Source organism: Spirosoma pollinicola, assembly GCF_002831565.1.
Taxonomy (GTDB): Bacteria; Bacteroidota; Bacteroidia; order Cytophagales; family Spirosomataceae; genus Spirosoma; species Spirosoma pollinicola.
In genome coordinates, this window is record NZ_CP025096.1 from 7477419 (window position 1) to 7498240 (window position 20822).

Genomic DNA, 20822 nt, shown 5'->3' on the forward strand with positions numbered 1-20822 from the left:
GCCCCTTCGTCTCAATTGGGAGCATTTAGCGAGATGCTGAAACACAGTCGGTTTCTGTACTTCTTCCCGATCTATTTTACCAACCCAACAGGTCACCAGCCACTTAATGGCTCCGGCATTGACGCTTTATGAGTAGATTTGCCTGCACTGGAAAGCTCCATTAGAAGGATGCTTTTCAAGCACCTATTTACCTATGCAATCGATTACTGCCCTGTTGACCCAAAAAATAGCTAACGCTTTTCTTGCCTGTGGATATGACCAAGAGTACGGCACTGTTGTCTTTTCCAAAACCTCGTTTAGTCAATTTCAGTGTAATGGCGCACTGGCAGCCGCCAAACGGCATAAGCGTAATCCAATGGACATCGCCCATGAGGTTAAAGCAACGGTAGGGCAACAAGCGTTTTTTACCGTTGATGTCGTCAATCCAGGATTCATCAACCTAAACCTAGCCGATGATTTTCTAGCCGGCTATTGTTCTCAGATGCTCCAACTCGACCAGTTGGGTTTTGAGCCGAGTGTCAATCCGCTCTCCATTATCATTGATTACGGGGGACCCAACATTGCCAAACCCCTACACGTAGGCCACTTACGATCCGCCATTATCGGCCAAGCCATCAAAAACACGGCGCGCTTTATGGGCCATACCGTCGTTGGCGACGTTCATCTGGGGGATTGGGGCTTGCAAATGGGCATGGTCATGGCCATGTTCATCAAAAGCGATGAGCACTTGGCCTCATTAATCAATCAGAATCGGACAGAGAACCTAATAGTTTATCCAATCGCCATCCAGGATCTGGAGACGATTTACCCTCAAGCCAGTGCGTTAGCCAAACAAGACAACTTGTTTTTAGCGGAATGTCGACGGATTACGGCCGAACTACAAAAAGGAAATGAGACCTATACGGCTCTGTGGCGTAACATTGTCCGTACGTCGGTGGCCGATCTAAAGAAAAATTACGCCAAACTGAATGTCGACTTCGAGGAGTGGAAGGGGGAAAGTGATAGCCAACCCGTCATCCCATCAATGGTCGACGATCTGAAACAGCGGGGTTATGCCTACCCCAGTGAGGGGGCGTTGGTGGTTGATGTCGCTTTACCCACGGACACCTCCCCGATTCCGCCCCTCATCCTGTCAAAGTCAGACGGCGCTTCACTTTACAGTACGACCGACTTAGCCACGATTATTCAACGAAAGAGCCAGTACGAACCAGACTATATCCTGTATGTGGTTGACAAGCGGCAAGACACTCATTTTCAGCAAGTCTTCCGCTGTGCGGATAAGGTAGGCCTTACCCAGCCGGACTTAAGGCTTGAATTCATTGCCTTTGGGACCATGAATGGCAAAGATGGCAAACCCTTCAAAACCCGCGATGGCGGGGTCATGAAGCTAAGTCTGCTGATTGATTTGATTGTGGCCGAGTCCCAAACTCGCCTACAAACTGTCAGCACCTCCACGATCAGCGCGGGAAGTGAACAAGCGGCTATTGCTCAGGTGGTAGGCATTGCGGCCTTAAAATTTGGCGACCTGATTAACGCCCGCGAATCGGACTATATTTTTGATGTGGATAAATTCACCGCTTTCGAAGGCAAAACAGGCCCTTATCTGTTGTATAGTGCGGTACGCATTAAATCCATTTTAGCCAAGGCCGCCGTCCAGCAGATACCGCTGACCGAAGCGATCCAGGTTAACTCCGCCCATGAACGAGCATTGCTACTGAAGATAACGGAACTCTACGACGTCATTCATAGCACGTTTGATAAGCGAATGCCGAATGTACTAGCCGAGTATGTGTATAGTCTGGCGAACCTCTACAACTCGTTTTATCACGAGAGTCATGTGTTGAACGAAGTGGATCAGGCGATTCAGCGTTCGTTGGTTAGTATTATGTCCTTAAGTCTAAAGTGCATCGAAACTTGCGTCGGGTTACTGGGCATTTCGGTTCCGGATCGTATGTAGTTGGATTTCAAGAGCGCAGCATAGTCTTTGACTTTCACTAGGGTAATGGACAGTATTAGGCTGCTCTAAGCAACACACATAGACGTATTATAATGATTGACAGAATTCTGGTCACCAGGATAAAGGGTTACGTTCTACTTTTACTCTACTTGTGCGCGTGGCTCATACCTTTTTCATCGCGAGCCCAAAACACAGTTATCAAAGCCGGGCATTTATTTAATTTCCGCACGGGAGAGTTTAGTCAAGATCAAACTGTCCTTGTCAAAGAGGGGAAAATACTGGCTGTAGGACGTAATTTACCTTACAGTCGCACCGATACGCTGATTGATCTCTCCAATGCCTGGGTACTGCCCGGTTTAATCGATTGTCATGTGCACTTGACGACGAATTTTCCGTACCGAAACCTGAGTCTCGCTCAAGCCTACACCACGGAAAGCTCCAGCCTGCGAGCCTTACGGGGAGGCCATGTGGCAGGGCAGTTATTGCGGGGAGGGTTTACGACCGTGAAGGAAATCGGTAATGACGCCAACTACGCTTCAGCCGATGTGATCAAAGCGATCAATCATGGCTGGTTGGCAGGCCCCCATATCGTGTATGCCGGCAAAATCATTGCGCCCTACGGTGGCCAAACCTCCGGCGTAAACAGTGAGCACGAACATCTGTGGGATTTTGAGTTCATCGATGCCGATACGCCCGACGAAATCAAAAAAGCCGTTCGAAAGAATATCTACTACGGGGCGACGGTCATCAAATTGGTGAGTGGGGACAACGCCTACTATAACGTGGAGGATATCCAGGCGGCGGTTCAGGAGGCGAGCAAAACCGGCCTGAAAGTGACGGTCCACGTCATGGGTGGTCCGGCCGCCCGCAATGCTATTTTGGGCGGAGCGGCCGCCATTGAGCACGGCTTCGACCTTGACGATGAATTGCTTCGGCTGATGCATAAGCGCGGGACCTTCCTGGTAGGCACTGATTTTTCCTTTGCCAACTGGTATGCCTATGGAATGGATTCCACCGCAGCCCACCAACTAGAGAGTCGGGGCATCGACCGGCTACAACGGGCTTACAAGTCGCAGGTCAAACTGGCGTTCGGCACCGACATTATCGTTGATTTACCCGGGCTTAACCGGCTCCAGACTAATCTAAAAGAGTTGCAAACCTGGAAATTAGCTAAGATTCCTGCGGCTTACACCTTGCAAACGATGACCTTGTATGCCGCCGAACTATTAGGGGTGGGCGAAACGAGGGGCGTTATAGCACCGGCTTACTGGGCCGACATTATCGCCCTAAAAAGCAATCCCTTAGCGGACATTACGAGGGTGGAGCAGGTTAAATTTGTCATGAAAAAAGGGAAGGTCGTACGCTTAGACTAATGACAACAGCGCGTACAGAAGAGCGTGTCCTTGAGTCAAGAAACGTATTTCGCTAGATCAGCAGTTTTAAGCTGTTCGGTAAGCCCGAGTGGAGTGGCCAAGGCATTGTAGACCTGAACGCAGACATGCCCAATGGCTTAATTAACGAAGTATAGCTTTCGCATAGTGACTGTTTGCCCATTGAATGCTAGGCTCAATCCACTCGGGTAATGCGTGAAATAGAAAACCATGCTTCTGATTTGTGTTTAGCTCAATCTCTTCAAACCGAGTTATAGGTAGTCTAGACGTTTTCTTTCGCTCAATAGCCGAAACCCCAAATGGATCGGACCGCTCATAAATGGTCAGAATATTACCGCAGAAGTTAATATTGGGCAAGTCTTTAAGATCTGATTCGCGAAAGCAGCCAATGAAAATAAAATTGAGGGCCGGGTTAGCCGCCAGTGTCGAAACGTGTTGAGCGATGTAACCTCCTTTTGAAGTGCCAATGACTGTAATATAATTTGGTTGAACCCCTTTTCTGAGTAGACTATCAATCTGCTGACCTACTTTATTAGCATACTGGTTGACATCTGTATTGGCCGGACGCTTTTCAGAAATGACCTCAAAGCCCGCTTTTTGAAAAGCCATAATAATCTCGGTATATTCTGCTCGCCCATAGGTTGGCTCAACAGCAGAGAGTTCATGTTCCTCCAAGAAGCGATTATGTAAAAAGAAAACATACCGCTGGGCCATCAGGGAGAAAGGCAAGCATAAGAGAACCAGGCAAATGACAAGATGTTTAAGTGGAAAAGGCAAAATTGACGTTGTTTTAGGGGAGCCTAAAAGTACGAATTAACAATGGCAATTAAGGGGACCTCTACTTGCTGAGTCATCGGTTGACTCTTTCCAAGTATCATAGAGCGTTTTCTTGAGAATAAGTAAAAGGCTACTTCACAAAAACTCGCGGCTGAGTAAACCATGATAACCGACGTTTACTCCTGCTTTAAACGGTCTACTTCGTCAGGGGCAATATCTCGTTTATTGCTCAAGACTACCGTTGAGCGGCCAAACGTGTAGTTGACAGTAATGCGCAACGTCCGGCTCTGCCACTTCCTAAGGGTTTCCTGTTGGACTGATCCATACTGATAGCTAGCCTTATAGCGGTCACTGTAAAAAAGGTCGTTCCCATCCAAGGCGATAAAGCCTTTTCCTTTAGCAATCATTTTTTTTAGGCCCACTTCGACCGTTCCAACCGAGTAAAGTTGCCACAGCTCAAACAAACTGGGGGAGGCATATTTAGCCAGCAACGAGGCCGACCAGCCTTTATCCAATTGCCAATCGGAACTAACCTGAGCGGTCCAACTCCACTGTCCTTGATGAGTGGGTACGATAATACGATTACAAAGAGCCGCTAGATCGGTGCTGACGGACCAACCCTTAGCCAGTTGTAGGGCTTGCCCGGTGGCTATGTACCAGGTTTGGACCAGGCCAATACTCTGGGGGCGGGATTGATTGATTTGCCTCAGCGAGTCGTACGTCAGTACGTCCAGCGTCGCATCCTGCATTTGGATAAAGTTGACTGTTAAAAGTCGGGTATTTTTCAAGATATAATTAAGCTCCCCAATGTGAGCCAACGCCGGATTGAGTGCTGGATTCCCGGCCACGGCATTGTAAGCATCCGTATAGTAGGTGAAGGGATTTAGATTGGTATACACGGGCCGGATCAGGCTCTTCCGATACGAAAACGTCAGTTGATGAGCGCCCAATTGGGTCGTTAACGAAGCCGATGGAAACAAATACCCATACTGACGATTGACTACTTGACGCCTTGGATCAAAACCCACGGTATGTTCATAGCGTAAGCCCGTCTTCAGGTCCAGGCCCTTGAGCGGTTTATGAATCGACACGTAAACGGCCTGAATTTGCTCTCGATAGGTAAAGGCATTAGTATACCCTGGTAAAGGGTGTTGATTGGAGCCTAGCAGCGAATCCAGATTTATCCAGCTAGTATTCATTACCGAACTGGCTTTAAAGCCTGATTCCAGCGTGGCAAACTTTGTTTTTTGGGTCCAATCCACTTTGAGGGCGTAGAGGGCGGAAGAACGAACTTGATCTTGATGGGCGTTAAACCTAGCATCGGGCGCTCCACGCACTAAAAAGGTGTTACCAAACCCATCTTGTTGGCTGGATGCCTGGCGGTAATAGTCCCCATCAACGGATAAACTCGAGCCCAACGTATCCAAACGCCAAATATAAAATGCGTGAAAAGCCCTATTTTGTGCTTGCGCCTGGTTATCCCGTCGCAAGCGAACCAGTAACGGAGTAGCCCCGCCGATCTGAGCCAATTGTCCATCCGTTAGACTGCCCGTCCATCGGCGCATCCCCTTACCGTCCAGGCCAATCACCTGCCCAGGAGCGAGCTGGTAGCTGACGCCCAGCATACCCGTCAGATCCGTTGGCTGAATGACTTGACGGCTTTCTTGCCCAAAGCGCCTGCCCGCTACTTGTCGGTCCGTGGTCTCTCGTTCATACGTCGGGCTATGATCCAGGCCAAGCTGACCATAGCTCTCCCACTTCCCCCACCGGCTCGTGACCATCGTTGATAGAGTAGATCGGGGCCTGGCTACCGGGACCACCGAGAAGCTCGAATTGACCGAGTACCCATCGTCGGTTCGCTGTCTCAGGTGAATGTCCATCACCCCCCCCGAGCCCGCTGCATCATAGGAAGCCGGTGGCGTCGGCAAAAAATCAATCGAGGCAATATCGCTGGCGGACAGGCTTTTCAAGTAACTCAGCAGAGCGCTCCCCGTCAGATAGCTTTGCTTGCCATTGATGTAGACCAACACGCCCGTCTTGCCCTGTAAGCTCAGCTCTCCTTCCCGATCCAGCTTTACCCCCGGAATGCGCCTTACTAGGTCAACCGCCTGGTCGCCCCGCGTATTCATAGCTTTTACATCCACCCGGAATCGATCCGACTCATAGCGGATCTGGGGCTTTTTAGCCCGAACCACGATTTCGGCTATGGCTTGCTGGCTCACGGCCAGGCTCACCCAGCCCAACGCCAGGGGCTCCCCCTGGCAAGCGAGCGAATCCATAACCAGGGTTTGGTAACCCACGTGCGACAAGGTTAGCCGGTACAGCCCTTCTTTTAAGTGGTCAAAGCGAAAGCGCCCTTCCTGCTGGGAAGTGGCATAGAGCGGGCTGGTGGGCGATGCATAAGGCACTAAAGTGGCATGTACCCCAACCAATGGCTGGTGCTCCGTTTGGCTTTGGACCTGGCCGCTCAGGGACTGACCGTACGTGGTCCCGGTCGAAAAAAGCGGAAAACAGAGCAGGCCGATAAGACTTAGTAGACGAGAAACAAATAGACGTGCTAAGGACATACAGAATGGATTTGGCGCAAAAATTCTGTTTGCTGCTCGCTAGCGCCAATTTATTATGCCAATGCGCTAGATGCCGATGGGAAAGCGGGTCTGACTCGTCTGATCCGCCTTGACATAACCAAATAAGCCATTCACATAATGTTCGGCTCATCGCCCGATAAAGCCGTATTTTTAGCCTATGAAGCGCAGTCATTTACCCTTGATCCTGGTGCTGATTTGGTTTGGCTCCACCCTGTATCTACTGCTGGGGACCCTGGTCTTCAACCGAGGATCGTGGCCAGGTGTCCTGCTCATTGTCAGTTCGCAAATCCTGCAAATGGGGGTTATTCTACCCTGTGCGCTGGTAATCTTTCCCCGCTACTGGAAACGCCAGACCCTACCGGAACTGACAGGCAGTCTACTCGGCCTACTCCTTGGATTTGTGCTGACGCGGTATGTACTGGAAGAGATTTTATTTGTCCGCTGGTTTGGCCTGGCCAAGAATGAGGGGCTTGAGTTGCTCTTTTTCATCTATGAGAATATGTACTATTCGTTTCCGGGCGTCTTTATTGGCTTCATCATCTACCTCTTGACCCAATCCTACAAGACTGAAGCCAATAATCAACAATTAGCCCAGGAGCTTCGGCAAGCGGAACTGTCGTTGTTAAAGTCGCAGTTGAACCCGCATTTTCTTTACAATACGCTAAACTACCTCTACGCGATGGCCTTACCCCTGCCCGGACCACTGGCTCAGGCAGTGCTGAAGCTCTCGAAGACGTTGCAGTACACACTGGCTAAAAATCGGAACGAGGTAGTCAGCTTAGGCGAAGAAATGCAGTTTATTACGGATTACCTCAGCTTGTATGTGCTGCGCTTTTCGCCTACCTTTCACTACCAGCTTCGGGTTGATGGGCCGATTGAGGGGATTCAACTCCCGCCTTTATTGCTTTTGCCCTTCATCGAAAACGCCCTCAAGCATGGGGTCACTAACGACCCCACTGCGCCGATTAGCATTGCTGTCGCCGTTCAGGATTCGCAACTGGTTTTCCAGGTCATCAACCGGGTCAATCGGCAATCGCGTGCCCCCTCCACCGGGATTGGCCTGGAAAACGTTAAACGGCGATTAACGATGCTGTATCCCGGTCGTCACCGCTTGGCGATTCAAGAGGAAGGCGACCTGTTTCATTCATCGCTAGTCCTTTGCTTATGACCAACGCAAAAATTTACCGCTGCCTGGCGCTGGACGATGAGCTCTACGCTACCCATGTGATCCAGACTTATTTAGACCAGTCGCCCGGCTTTCGCTTGGTTAAGGCGACCACCGATGTGTACGAGGGCATACGACTGGTCAATGAGGGGTTGATTGACCTGGTCTTTTTAGATATTCAGATGCCCGAGCTGAACGGGCTGCAATTTGTAAAGATTTGTGGTGCTAAGTGTAAAGTGATCCTGACCACCGCTTATCCGGACTACGCCCTGGCGGGGTTCAATCTGGATGTGGTCGATTACCTCTTAAAGCCGATTGAGCCGGAGCGTTTCGCTCATGCCCTGGCTAAGTTCTTAGCGCTACAGGGCGATCCCTCGCTCCGTTCCGATCCAGCGAAAGACTATATTTTTTTGAAAGGAGACGCTAAGAACACGTTTCACCGGGTAGCCTTCGGGGATATTCTCTATATCGAGGGCTTAAACAATTATATATCGGTGTATACGGCCCAGCAACGAATCGTCACCTATATGGCATTGAAAGACATTCTGGCCCTCTTGCCCGCCACCCAGTTTTGCCGCGTTCACCGTTCCTATATTATCTCCCTGGCCCATATTCGGCTGATTGATGGGGGTAGGGTGTACATTGGCCAAAAGGGTATTTCGATCAGTGATGGCTATAAATCGAGCTTTTACCGATTAATCAATCGTCAGTAGCCCTTGTTGTTTTAGGCTCCATCGTTTATTACCCAAAAACAAGCTACCTATCTGATCAATACCATCTCAATAATTGTCTCAATCAAGACGCACGGACGTCCTTTCGTCCTAACTTACGAATACATAAGCTCAGTACTTGCCTTCCAGTAACGTAACGACTTCTTTTGACCCACTCGTGAAAACATTATAATTGATCCCCCGCTTCCCCAGCGAATTACCCGAGCAATCAAAAATGTAGCTCATCGGTGAACTGACATAGCCATTCTCATTAGTTAAAAAGTACTCATTGTTATAGTAGTTTACCACCACCCGCAAAGGGCCACTCTTGGGTTGTTGAAAAAAAGTGAGTTGGTCTTTCTGCCAGGAAACGTTTTTGAGGGAATCCTGAGTAAAGCAAGACGTATTAATTTCGACTGGGTTAAGTTCTTGCTTGGATGTACACATTTGAGCGGAAACCAGAAAGCTAACTAGAATGGCAATTGCAGGGATATACTTAATCATACGTTTAGCGATACAAGGGTTTGCAACCGATAGACTCTATTAAACACAAAGTGGTTGGAATTGATAGCGAGAACTTTTCATCGCTCCAGCGACTCGGCAATTGTTGTCTAATTCTCACCGTGGTGGCCGACACCCCGGAGCGGGACCTTACACGTCTATTTCCTACAGCAGACCTATAAGACACACTTCGTCTCCTATAAGAGGGTATTGTGAGAAGTTACACAACTTTTTTAAATCAGACAAATTGCCGCTTTTCACTAACATTGAAGCTTAAATAGTTAATCCGCTTCAATCAACTACCTTTCTTCAGAACGACATCGTTATGACAAAACTCTTTATTCTCCTGCTGCTGGCGACGGCTTGTGGCCTAACTAATCCGGTTGACCTGAAGTTCCAGGCTCAATCCCTACCAGCCGTCAAGCCCACGCTAGCCTTTACCTTTGATGACGGCTCAATCAATGATTTCGGTGAGTATAAATTGGAAACCTGGAATCAACGGTTGCTTAACCATTTGAAAAAAAACAAGCTTAAGGCCATCTTATTTTCAGCGGGCGCTAATAAGTCGAGTCCAAAAGGAAAATACGTGCTAAACTCCTGGAACGATGCGGGGCATCTTATCGCCAATCATACCTTCTCGCATGTCAACTTTAACAGTGCACAGGTCAGTCTGGAGGATTTCAAGCTTGAACTAACTAAAAATGATAGCCTCATTAAGGGCTACGCCCATTACACCCCTTACTTTCGATTTCCCTATCTCAAGGAAGGCGACACCAAAGAAAAAGTGGATGGGTTTAGAGCCTTTATGAAGCAGGAAGGCTATAGAAATGGCCACGTCACCATTGACGCTTCCGATTGGTACATTGACGCTCGCTTAACCGAGCGGCTAAAAGAAAGCCCTAACGCGGATCTGACCGGCTATCGAACCTATTATAAAAATCACTTATTGAACCGGGCTCAGTACTATGATTCGTTGGCCTATCAGCTCACTAAGCGGCGTATACATCACGTGTTGCTACTGCATCATAATTTAGCAGCCGCCCTTTTTCTTGACGATTTGATCAAGCATTTTAAAGCCAACGGGTGGGAGGTTATCGACACCGATCAAGCCTATAAAGACAAGATTTATGCAACAGTGCCCACCACGATTCCAGCCGGTGAAAGTTTAATTTGGGCCTTAGCTAAAGCATCAGGCCAATTTGAGTCGGTATTGCGCTACCCTGCCGAGGACGAGGTCTATGAGAAACCAGGGATGGATAAGTTAGGTCTTTGACTTAAACGGCCCGACTTTTGACGCATCACCTATCTGTAAGCTTCGTCGTCTATCAGCGAAAGAAAATCTACCGATGGCTACTCAGACAGCACCAATAAGAAGATTGACCCTCGACCGTATTGTCGCAATTTATGAGCTGTAAAATTTTCTGTACTATTCGCCCTGACTCAATACGTTGCTAAAATCGTACTGACTTAGAGCGAGTACTATTGTCTAATCTACCTGAACCAATGGCGCAAAACCGTTTACTTCTCCTGGCCCTTCTGCTGATTCCATTCATCGCTGAGGCGCAACTTGACCTTATTACTCCTTTTAAAAACTGTCCCGGAAGTGGCAGTACGACTATCTACGATAACAATCGTCACCAGTGGATTTATAGTGATTCGCTGGACGCGCAAAAAGCGACCTTGCCCGCTTCAACCTTCAAAGTCATCAACTTATTGATTGCCTTAGAAACCAACGTCATTCGCGATGAGCATGAAGTAGTAAAATGGGTTGGTAAAGTGGATACGGTACTCTACGGAAATCGCCCTGAAATCTATCATGACATGTCCATCAAAGAAGCCTTCGAGGTTTCAGCGGGTTGGGTCTTCATTGAATTAGCCAAGCGGGTAGGCCGGGATCGATACCGCAAATACTTGACCAAATGTCACTATGGAAATGATGATTTAAGTGAGGCAGGTACCGATTTTTGGAATTTTGGATCATTTGGTATAAGCCCAATCAACCAGATTAATTTTTTAAGAAATGCTTACTCGGGAGAGGTGCCCTTTTCAAGGCGTAATCTAACCATTCTCAAACGAGTGATGGTGACGGAGAAAGGAGGGGACTATACGATACGGTCAAAAACGGGCTGGACGCGCGATGGGGGTAATGATACGGGCTGGTGGGTAGGATATGTCGAAAAGAATGGGAATATCTACTTTTTTGCGACACGCTTAATCAAGAGCTTACAGGTATCGAACCCAAACTTTGGCCCCTGTCGCAAAGAAATAACGCGAACCATCCTTCATGAATTAAAGGCAATTTAAAACCATTTCCTAAAATGTGACAATACCTGTCACTTAAAACGCCAGATTTTTGAAGCAGATATATGAACGCTTCATCGTCGCAAGCGGAAGCATATGCATGGCGTTTTTTCGTCTCATCAAGAAGCGTTTTTAGAGACGGTTATTTTCTAGTAAATGTTCATTCCGGTCAGTGGCATACGCCTTATAGTGTCACTGCTCTATCCTTCCCAGATGGCCTCTAACTATGAAGAGTTTATTTGACAACGACCAGATTGCAGTAGTGCATAGACACTATACGTTGATCCTACAGCCTCAGACTTGATATACCTGTTCAACGATTCATCCACAAGTAGGCTAGACGCGTACCAGCCGGTGTGGAGCAACCGTACGCAGGCCTTTATCTCCTTTCTGCATAATTATTCTTCTTTAAGCAACGTTATGGTGATAACTTGACAAGTGTCAGTTATCTTAGTGACGCTTTTATATCATCTCCTACTATGGCCACTAAAACTGTAGCGACCGGTGCTCGAACCGATTTTTTACCGCAAGCCCTGCGGGGTGAAAGCCGGCCTTCCCTCATCAGCCGTATCCGCCAGGGCGAAGCCCGCAGTCGGGTCGATGAAGTGGCTAGCCGCATTGGCTTGACCGATAAAGAGATGGCCCGTATCCTTAACCTATCCGAACGCTCACTGCATCGGCAAGCCGGGGACAAGACGTTGGATTCTAACAAAACCGAGCGCCTACTGCTCCTGGAGCAGTTGATCGAACATGGACTGGCCACCTTTGATGATCGCCAGGCGGTGTTTGCGCGCTGGCTACGCACCCCGCGCCCTTCCTTGGGGAACGTGGCACCGGTGTCTTTGTTAGATACCATAGCGGGCTTTAGCTTCGTTGACGATGAACTAAGCCGCATTGAAGAAGGCATGATCAGTTAGTAGCCATTATTAGTTTCATGCCTCGTGTATATCGTTTAATCAAAAAGCGTTTCCTGGATACGTCCCTAGCGGGTGGCTCGGCCAAACGGGGCGAGCGTTGGAATCCTATTGGCATTGATGTGCTTTACACCTCCAGTTCCCCTGAGTTAGCTTTAGTGGAGGTGTTGGCCAACTTGATGCCTATTCGCCTGGATGAACTACCTACCTACTTCTTGATTACCATACACCTACCCGACGAGCAAGCGCTGAAGGCGTACCGGGTGGATCAGCTACCGCCTGACTGGAACACGCCGGTGCGAACCACGCAGTTACAAACCTTTTTGGGCGAGTGGTTAGCAGGCACTCAGGAACTGGCTGTAGCCCTTCCCTCCGCTGTTGTTCCCTTTTCGACTAACGTCATCCTACATCGCAGTCATGTGGCTTTCGAACAGGTAAGTGTTGAGTCGATCCAACCCTTCACTGTCGATGGTCGCTTGGTATTACCCACCAACTATGGTCCTCTCTCAGAAAAGAGCTGATGGAGAAGCGAACGAAAAGTATGTCTTTTGATAACTGATGATATGGTTTGGTAATAGGCTCCTTAAAGGACGAGCCCCATCGTCATGCAATATTTTTTAACACTTCAGATACAAACGGTCCCGCTTGTGGCTACCGACCGCCACGCGTTGTTAATTGTCTCACAAATGAGCATTATTTGAGAATAGCTAATTGGTAATGCTACTCGCTTCGTAGGGACTTTACTGGATTTATCAAAGCCGCTTTGATACTCTGGTAACTCACCGTTACCAACGTAAGCAGTAACGCCCCCACCCCCGAGCCTACAAAAATCCACCCCGAGATCGGCGTACGATAGCTGTAGCTTTGCAACCAATCATTCAGAAAATACCAGGCAATGGGCGACGCCAGAAAACAACCCAATACGACCAGTCCTACAAAGTCCCTGGCCAGCAGAGCCCATACTGTCAGCACCGTTGCCCCCAGTACTTTGCGAATACCAATTTCTTTGCGTCGTTGTTCGGCCGTGAATGAGGCTAGCCCAAACATGCCCAAGCAGGAGATGAAAATGGCCAAGCTGGCAAACAACGTGGCTAGTTTACCAATTCGCTCTTCAGCGCTAAACTTTTTACTATACTCCTCATCCACAAATTTGTAGACGAAGGGCATACTGGGATCATACTGATGGAAGATGCCCGCAATTTTAGTTAGTGCCACGCTAGTGGCTATTGTGGGGGAGAGTTTGAGCGTCAGCACCCCCGCCGAAGCATCGTATAAGACAAAGAGCGAGGGCGTGACCTGCCCAAAAGGGCTGTCCTTAATGAGGTCATTGACAATGCCAATGATGGGTAAATCGCGACCATTCCAGTTGATCATCGTATGCAGGGGGTCTTCCAGGCCCATCAATTTTAAGGCAGACTGGTTCAGCACCACCCCCGCCGAATCGCCTCTGAAAGCCCTGGAAAAGTCACGGCCTGCGCTTAGTTGCCAGCCGATGGTCTTACCAAACTGCTGGGAGATTTGATTAGTCATGAACAAGGGATGTAAATCGGGCGATTTACCGGGCCAGGAGACATTGGTTACCCCCGTCTGATCCACCGTCACGGACCCGTTGGAAACGGCCATCTCTTGAATGGCCCCCGTAGCCAGTAAGTCGGTTCGTAACGCGTCGAAATGACCCATTAGACCCGGCGTTCGCATGTTGACCTCGATGAGCCCCTGACGGCTATAGCCCGTAGGCCGGTCTTTAGCATACTTGATCTGGCGGAGCACAATGACCGTACCAATGATGAGCGTTACGGAGACGGTAAACTGAAAAACAACGAGTGCTTTACGGGGGAGGCTACTGTGCCCCCCAGCGCTGAAACTTCCTTTCAGGACACGGATGGGCTGAAAGGAGGATAAGTAGAGCGCGGGATAACTGGCAGCAATCAGGCCAGTCAGCAAGCTAAAGCTGACGCCGATCATCCAGAAGTAAGGATTGACCCAGGGAAGATAAATTTGTTTGTCGGCCAGTTGATTGAAGAAGGACAAGCTCAGCTGCACCAGTACGAGCGCCAAGAGGAAAGCCAGGCTGGTAAACAACAGGGATTCCCCCACAAACTGGGCAATCAGTTGACCTTGCAAGGAACCGACTACTTTGCGCAGACCCACTTCTTTAGCCCGTTGCTGGGAGCGGGCCGTGGAGAGATTCATGAAATTGACGCAGGCCAGCAGCAGCACAAATCCCCCAATCAAACTAAACAGCCACACAAATTGAATCAGTCCCCCGATATTGACCCCATTGTCGAAGTCAGAATACAAGTGCCATCGGGTCATCGGATGCAGGAAGAATTCGGGCTTATAAGGCGGTGGGTTGTCGCGTTTGATACGAACATCTTTGATCTTCGTCGAAGCTTGTTCCAGGGAAGCCTCCGGCTTCAGCTGCGCGAAGACTTGATAGGAGTTTTCATCCCAATTATCCTGGGCTTTCTTGGCCCCTGGATTAATTCCCAGGAACAAGGACCAGGGGGCCAGGTAGTGCACGACACTCCAGGTACTGTTGGGGGAGAAATCCTGGTAAACGCCCGTCACCCGCAGGCTCACCTTACTATCGAGCTGAACCAACTGATTAAGTGGATTCGTAGAACCGAAGAGCGTTCGGGAGAGCGAACGGGACAAGATGATCGAGTTGACATCCGCTAAGTTCTGGCGTGGCCCCTGTAGCATGTGAACCCCCATCATGGGCAAAAAATCAGCCTCTACGAATCGACCCGTTGGGGTGAACTGGTTTTCTCCCGTTGTCAAAGCCACCTCCCGGTCAGCGGTCGCCAGGGCTACACGAGTAAAGTCAGGATAGTTATGGCGCAGTTCTTCCGCCAGCGGAATTGAGGCGACGTTGTAGGCAGCCTTTTCGCCATCAAATTGGACGATCTGCCAAACTTGGGCAATGCGATCTGCGTTCGGATTCTGTCGATCAAAGGAGAGCTCGTCGTAGACCCAAAGCCCAATTAGGATGGTGACAGCCATACCCGTGGCTAATCCAAGGATGTTGATGACCGAGAATGCTTTGTAACGGGCCAGGTTTCGCCAGGCGATTTTGAAGTAACTGCGTACCATAGTCGTTCTCTAGTAAGCGTTCTGATTGGTTATTGAGAAGTCATGGTCAATTATTGTACCACTCTGCTTAAAAGGTCTCTCCGGCTCAGATACGCCTGTTAGTAAAAATTGCATGTCCATTTTTGGACATTGACAGTTCAGAAGTGGACAGTATTAAGCGTCTGTTTTAACGCCCCTTCTCCGACACGAGAATTCCATACGTCTCAATCGGGAGCCTTTTAGGAGACAAGCACTCAAAAGCGATTGACAGAGTTTTTAGGTTTGTAAAGCTAATCTAAAACAATAACTATATAGATAGTTTAAGTCTTAGGTTTTTTACCACCGCATAGCAGGCAACTAGGAAGCTCATTCATTAGGGCATATTCGTCCTTCTGATCACTGCCGGATGTGCCATCGACACGCCTTGAAAGACCCTGGAATACACCGGATTCATCCCAGAAATGAACAGAACAGCGTATCGTTTAGTGAACAGATAAGGGCTTCATTTCGCGCGAATTATCAAGAGCCCTTCTGGGGAATTAGCCGTAACTCTTGCTTGGCTGGATGGCCCTTGACCCACCAACCGGTAGTTTGCCTGAGTCGGCGGGTTGCGTTACGTCAAGCGCTTAAACAATGCCCTTATCAACAGGCTTTACTACAACGCAGTTTGACAAGACAACGACTCCCCTGGCTATGCTAAAAACGCCCCCCTATCTCTGGCTGATCAGCCTGTGGTTGCTGATGAGCGTTCCCCTCTACAGTCAAGACCTGTCCGCCTACTGGCCTGATCTGTCGGGCTACTGGCAGGGCATGGAACATGATACCAACTCCTTTGCCCGGCCTTACCCCACCTCCCTCACGCTGGTGCAATCAGGCACTAGCCTGACGGGCTTTCTCTACCAGTCGGCCTTCTTCTCCGACACGGTGAATGTGCTGTTTGCGCTGGAGAAAGGTCAGTTTGTCAATGAACTGGGCTCCTTCGAGATTAGCACCCCGATTCGCCAACAGGGGCCCTCCGGGTGGTGTACCGGTCAGTTCCTGTTTAGTTATGATGCCGTTCGCCAGCGGCTGTATATGCGGACCACCTACCGCGAGCAGGCGTGTGCTCCTTCCCTTCTGGAACTCTACCGGCCCACCCTCAAAACCAACCAATTCTGCTCTACCGCGCCCAAAGACCTCTACCTCTATGGCTTTGACACCCGTTGGTATGCCGATGCTCAGCGTCAGGTATTCTTGCATCGGGGCAACGCCTACCAGCCCGCCCTGGACTCTACGACTACCCTGTATGTAACTCAGATGATGTATGGCAGCGAAACCCCCGCCGTACCCGTGGTCATCACGGTCGACAAGGTGAGCCTGAGCGTCCCGACAACGGTGGAGGCTCAGTGTCCCGGCGGCAAAGGGCAAGTCGTGGTGCAAGCCAGGGGCCGTCTCCCGTTGCGCTACCAGTTGAACCAGGGCCCCTACCAGGCATCTCCTCAGTTTGAGCTGACCCAGGTGGGCAGCTACTCGCTGACGGTCGCCGACAGCTTAGGTTGTCAGGTGACTCAGGAGGTGGTACTGGTCAATGAGTGTGAGAGCGGGATTTACCTGCCCACCGCCTTTAGCCCCAATGGGGATGGGCTCAACGACGAACTCATTGTGCGGTTCGGCTTTTCGTCGCTAACGGTGGAGGAGTTTAGCGTTTATGACCGCTGGGGCAGTTTGCTCTATCGCAATACGCTGCCCAAGCTGCTGTACAGCGGGCAGGCGCTGTGGAGCAGCCAGGAGTTGGCCCGCCCTTTGCTACCGGGGGTTTATGGCTATCAGTTGCGGGGGAGGACGGCCAGGGGCCAGCTCTTTCGCTTACAACGTGCTCTAGTGGTGCTACAGGAGTAGGCCGTCGTCTTATCTAGCGGATTACCCGAGCGCACCCACTTATACCGTAGTATTGGCTCATTACGCATAAATACCTTAGCTTCTTAAAGCTCTGGTTAAGGCCCGGATCGATCCAGTTATAAAATCATTTGGGTTTCTAAAAGGAGCGTTTAACGAGATGGGTAATTCTTCTACTCTATAACTACTTTTGCCGGATCAAACATTCAAGTAGCCCTTAACTAGCCTGTGGAAGACGAAGTAAGACCAAGTTGGCAAAAACTCGTTCACTTAAATTGGAAATTCGCTCTTGGTTTACTACTGGTCGTTTGTATCCCCCGCTTTATTTTAGTCTTGGCGGCTAACGCATCGGGCAACTATAGTTCAATCGGAACGATTATGGTCATTTCTGCGCTTAGCCCGTTTGTGTTTCTGACTCCGTTTGGACGCCGAAAAATTGGAATGACAAAGCCTAACCGTTACAGCCAGCTATTGATGGCGTTCGTCGCGGGTATTGCGTTCAGTGGGCTATTGTACGCGATAGGACGAATTTTATACGCCACTTCCTTTGAGAATTGGTATGTCTATATCGGCAAATCCTACAAAATACCAGCCGGTATCTCTCAGCCGGATAGAGCAAGCTTATTCACTATCGTAGCGATAACTGGTATGCTGTTTAGCCCCATCGGAGAAGAATTGTTCTTCCGAGGTATCGTTCACACCAGTTTTGCCCGCTCTATTGGGGAAAAAAGAGCTTCTCTGGTGGATAGTTCTGCTTTTGCGCTGACCCACCTGTCTCATTTTGGTCTGGTGTTCATCGACCAGCAATGGCGTTTTTTGGTGATGCCGGCTTTTCTCTGGGTAATGAGTATGTTTTTGGTGAGTAGGCTATTTTTCTGGTTTAAAACGGCCTCAGGCTCGCTCTTGGGCGCAATTCTATGCCATGCAGGGTTTAATTTGAGCATGACTTACTGCATCTTTTATTTATTGTCCTGATCGAAAGAAGATCTGATCTGGAATCGCTTCTACTTGAGATAGACGATTCTAGATGTCTTGTGTGCTCTATAAACGCCGGAATTATAGAGACTCAGATCGCTCATCGTCTCAGACAGAGCCTTATCTGAGATGTGGTAATTAATACCTCGACTGGGGCCTTCTGGTTGAATTTGTTTTGTAAAGAACACCGTCCCCATATCAACTCCTTATGGACCCAGCTTTGGGAGAAGACAATTATGTTTCGTCAGGTGTGTAACACGGCTCGCAGTCAGTCCATTTGTGGGACTTCCATATGAGGACTATGGTAACTTTGTTCCGATTTTAAGTTGATGCCTACCCCCCTTAACTACTCAGGTTTTTTCACCAACCCATCACTCGACTAGAGGTCGTGGTACCAATTTATTGACGATTAAGAGTGAGCATGCTGACTCGTTGCGGGAACGGCCTTTTTGGGTAATGCTTTAGTGGGTTCACTGCTGATCATCAAGACGATCGTATAGGTAAATACGACTAGTCCAGTAAAGAGCATAAAGCTGGCATAGCCCAGTAAATAAGCGCTTACAGAACGGAGCGCAATGCTCAACGGTTTTAATTTACCCTTAAAAAGCTGTACATAGGCAAAACCAATATAGCCGAGCTGGATCAACAAACTGGCCCCCATAATACTGGAAATTACGTTGGTGGAGTCTCCCAGCGCCCAAAAGGCAAGTAGCATAACTAAGGAGAACAACAGATTGAAATTGGCGATAAAGGTTTGGGCAACTAATTGTTCAGGGTAGTTATAGCCGATGCGCCGAAACAGTAGCCAGCACCAGAAGGCCACGAAGGGCACCATGGCCAAGTCGCTAAACTGCTGGTTTTCATCGAGAAACTGAAAATAACTGGTCAGTATTTCCTTTTGCTTTAGATGAGCGGGTGAATCAGCCTTGACTCTTGCGTTGTCATACATACTCTGACTTGTTTTCAGAAAGTCGACGTGTAGGCCTTGCGAAACAAATACGTAAATAGCGGCCAACATGAGCAGTAGGGCCAGCGGTCGATAATGATTGACCCGCCTGCCGGCCAGAAACTCGCGGATCGAGTAGCCCGGCCGAATAAGGAGTTCGCGCAGGGTGAAGAGAATCCCCCGGTCTACACCCCAAAGACTTTCGGTGATTTCGTGCCCAAGATAGCGCCAATCAACCCGATGGGTTTCGGCCTGTTGACCGCATTTATTACAATACTGACCAGCATACGCATGATCACAATTCAGACACGTCACCTGTTCATCGGTCGGGTGCAGGTGCTGTTCAACAATAAGGGAGGGAGTCGTCATTACGGTTCGCGGATATTCTCAAAAATACATACAATTTTCGCACAAACCCGCTCAGATTTCCTAAAATTCTGCCTGCCCTGACCTCCTCGAAAAGCCCCGCTCCAACCGGTATAAAATTAGCCCGGGGCCTTCAACGGAGTAAACGAGCATTTTATACTGTATAAATCTGAAATAGTTTGTAATAATTGTGTTAACTCAGGAAAGAATATTGTTCCATTAATTCCCCATTTGACGAAGCAGATTAATGAACGCTTTTTCGTCTCAAGCAGGAGCGTTTTTTTTAGACCATTTATTGATTAGCTAATTGCTGGGAATTTTGTACTCAAAACCCCAATGTTTAGCATAGGTTGCCAAAGGGGGTAAGCCAACTTCAGCACGGCGTTTATCTACATTTACTTCATCGTCAATGGGTTCAAAACCTATTGGTTGGCCATTCGCATCGTTATGCACCTGTGAGCCATATAATTGTTTTTGCCCGTTCCTCACGCGAATACGGTCAACGGTTAGTGCTACGCTAGCTTTAGCGAGTTGCCCCTGAGCAGCCGCTTCCTGCAAAAGGGGTAAATAGTTTTCTTGAACCGCTAACGGGGCATGTTGAATCACTAACCAAGCCGTCTCATTCTGTTGCTCACCCACCAATCGTTTGCCTGGATAGCCGTACTGACGGATAATGCGCTCAATTTTAGGCAGATTCATCGAGTCAGCTTGGCGCATTTGCTCCCAGATTGGTTGAGCCTGTGCGGACTTAAACCCATACTGTTTGCCGATGGTGTCTAGTTGCAACCGAGGCCGTTGGTCTTCGACGAAGATCTGTTTCAGTTCACGCTCCAGTGTAGGATTTCGTCCTTCGGCAATTTTTTGTTGATCGATGTAATTCTGGAAGGTTTTCACTAAGGAGCTTTGGCGCAGTATAGCCAGTTCGGGGTACTCTTTGGGGTTGTTCCAGATATCTTCACTAGCCCAGAAATCGATGGAGGTTGCTTTACGCAAATAGGTTTTGGCCTGCTCAAGTGGTCCACATTGATACGCACAACTGGCCGCTCGTAGCAAGCTCATCGCACTCTTCTGAGAAATGGCAAACGCCCGTTGGTATTCGCGCAGACAAGCGCGACAAGCGCCCTGCTTGAGCGAGGTAAACGCTTTCTCCACCGCTCGCACATACGCGGTATCGGGTGTGGCGTATTGTGTTTGTCCAAATAAGGGCGTATACCAGCCTATACATACGGTAGTCGTCACGACCCAAACCATTGATTTCATTACTCGCCTATAGCACATATA

16 protein-coding genes are annotated in these 20822 nt (G+C 49.0%); 10 read left to right on the forward strand and 6 right to left on the reverse strand.

Annotated elements, in window-relative coordinates; genetic code table 11:
* The first annotated feature begins 193 nt into the window (after positions 1–193).
* Positions 194–1957: an arginine--tRNA ligase gene (gene argS, locus CWM47_RS31510; protein ID WP_100992528.1), complete on the forward strand. Its 1764-nt coding sequence runs from the start codon at positions 194–196 to the stop codon at positions 1955–1957.
* Between the two features lie 92 nt (positions 1958–2049).
* Positions 2050–3330, forward strand: coding sequence for an amidohydrolase family protein (locus tag CWM47_RS31515; RefSeq protein ID WP_100992529.1), 1281 nt, complete (start codon positions 2050–2052; stop codon positions 3328–3330).
* 141 nt (positions 3331–3471) lie between these two features.
* On the opposite strand, the gene CWM47_RS31520 is transcribed toward CWM47_RS31515, so the two are convergent.
* Together CWM47_RS31520 and CWM47_RS31525 are read right to left on the reverse strand one after the other, a co-directional pair.
* The gene (locus CWM47_RS31520; RefSeq protein ID WP_240625546.1) at positions 3472–4125 is read right to left on the reverse strand and encodes an alpha/beta hydrolase; all 654 of its coding nucleotides are present in this window, start codon (positions 4123–4125) and stop codon (positions 3472–3474) included.
* 176 nt (positions 4126–4301) lie between these two features.
* Complete coding sequence (locus CWM47_RS31525) at positions 4302–6692, reverse strand: outer membrane beta-barrel family protein (protein WP_100992531.1); 2391 nt, start codon at positions 6690–6692, stop codon at positions 4302–4304.
* 178 nt (positions 6693–6870) lie between these two features.
* Here CWM47_RS31525 and CWM47_RS31530 point away from each other — a divergent pair, with 178 nt between their 5' ends.
* Positions 6871–7881 (forward strand): sensor histidine kinase, encoded by a 1011-nt coding sequence (locus CWM47_RS31530; protein ID WP_100992532.1) that lies wholly within the window; start codon positions 6871–6873, stop codon positions 7879–7881.
* Positions 7878–8591: a LytR/AlgR family response regulator transcription factor gene (locus tag CWM47_RS31535; RefSeq protein ID WP_240625548.1), complete on the forward strand. Its 714-nt coding sequence runs from the start codon at positions 7878–7880 to the stop codon at positions 8589–8591. The genes CWM47_RS31530 and CWM47_RS31535 overlap by 4 nt, the downstream gene beginning before the upstream one ends.
* Before the next feature lie 129 nt (positions 8592–8720).
* On the opposite strand, the gene CWM47_RS31540 is transcribed toward CWM47_RS31535, so the two are convergent.
* Complete coding sequence (locus CWM47_RS31540) at positions 8721–9092, reverse strand: hypothetical protein (RefSeq protein ID WP_100992533.1); 372 nt, start codon at positions 9090–9092, stop codon at positions 8721–8723.
* Positions 9093–9414: 322 nt separating this feature from the next.
* On the opposite strand from CWM47_RS31540, the gene CWM47_RS31545 reads away from it, so the two are divergent.
* From CWM47_RS31545 to CWM47_RS31560, 4 genes are all read left to right on the forward strand, one after another.
* The gene (locus tag CWM47_RS31545) at positions 9415–10362 is read left to right on the forward strand and encodes a polysaccharide deacetylase family protein (RefSeq protein WP_100992534.1); all 948 of its coding nucleotides are present in this window, start codon (positions 9415–9417) and stop codon (positions 10360–10362) included.
* Between the two features lie 230 nt (positions 10363–10592).
* Positions 10593–11393 carry a penicillin-binding transpeptidase domain-containing protein gene (locus CWM47_RS31550; RefSeq protein ID WP_100992535.1) on the forward strand — a complete coding sequence of 267 codons (801 nt, stop codon included), beginning with the start codon at positions 10593–10595 and terminating at the stop codon, positions 11391–11393.
* Between the two features lie 476 nt (positions 11394–11869).
* Complete coding sequence (gene parS, locus CWM47_RS31555) at positions 11870–12307, forward strand: type II RES/Xre toxin-antitoxin system antitoxin (RefSeq protein ID WP_100992536.1); 438 nt, start codon at positions 11870–11872, stop codon at positions 12305–12307.
* Between the two features lie 17 nt (positions 12308–12324).
* Complete coding sequence (locus tag CWM47_RS31560; protein ID WP_100992537.1) at positions 12325–12825, forward strand: RES family NAD+ phosphorylase; 501 nt, start codon at positions 12325–12327, stop codon at positions 12823–12825.
* 199 nt (positions 12826–13024) lie between these two features.
* Here the strand turns inward: CWM47_RS31560 and CWM47_RS31565 are convergent, their stop codons facing one another.
* Positions 13025–15400 (reverse strand): ABC transporter permease, encoded by a 2376-nt coding sequence (locus tag CWM47_RS31565; RefSeq protein WP_100992538.1) that lies wholly within the window; start codon positions 15398–15400, stop codon positions 13025–13027.
* A 612-nt stretch (positions 15401–16012) separates the two neighbouring features.
* Between CWM47_RS31565 and CWM47_RS31570 the strand changes: the two genes are divergently transcribed.
* Positions 16013–17257, forward strand: a complete 1245-nt coding sequence (locus tag CWM47_RS31570; protein ID WP_100992539.1) for a T9SS type B sorting domain-containing protein — start codon at positions 16013–16015, stop codon at positions 17255–17257.
* Positions 17258–17482: 225 nt separating this feature from the next.
* Entirely contained in the window at positions 17483–18229 is a 747-nt protein-coding gene (locus CWM47_RS31575) for a CPBP family intramembrane glutamic endopeptidase (RefSeq protein ID WP_100992540.1), read from the forward strand.
* Between the two features lie 409 nt (positions 18230–18638).
* Here CWM47_RS31575 and CWM47_RS31580 read toward each other — a convergent pair whose 3' ends face one another.
* Together CWM47_RS31580 and CWM47_RS31585 are read right to left on the reverse strand one after the other, a co-directional pair.
* Complete coding sequence (locus tag CWM47_RS31580; protein ID WP_100992541.1) at positions 18639–19544, reverse strand: DUF3667 domain-containing protein; 906 nt, start codon at positions 19542–19544, stop codon at positions 18639–18641.
* A 300-nt stretch (positions 19545–19844) separates the two neighbouring features.
* Positions 19845–20801, reverse strand: coding sequence for a DUF6624 domain-containing protein (locus tag CWM47_RS31585; protein WP_100992542.1), 957 nt, complete (start codon positions 20799–20801; stop codon positions 19845–19847).
* Positions 20802–20822: the final 21 nt, after the last annotated feature.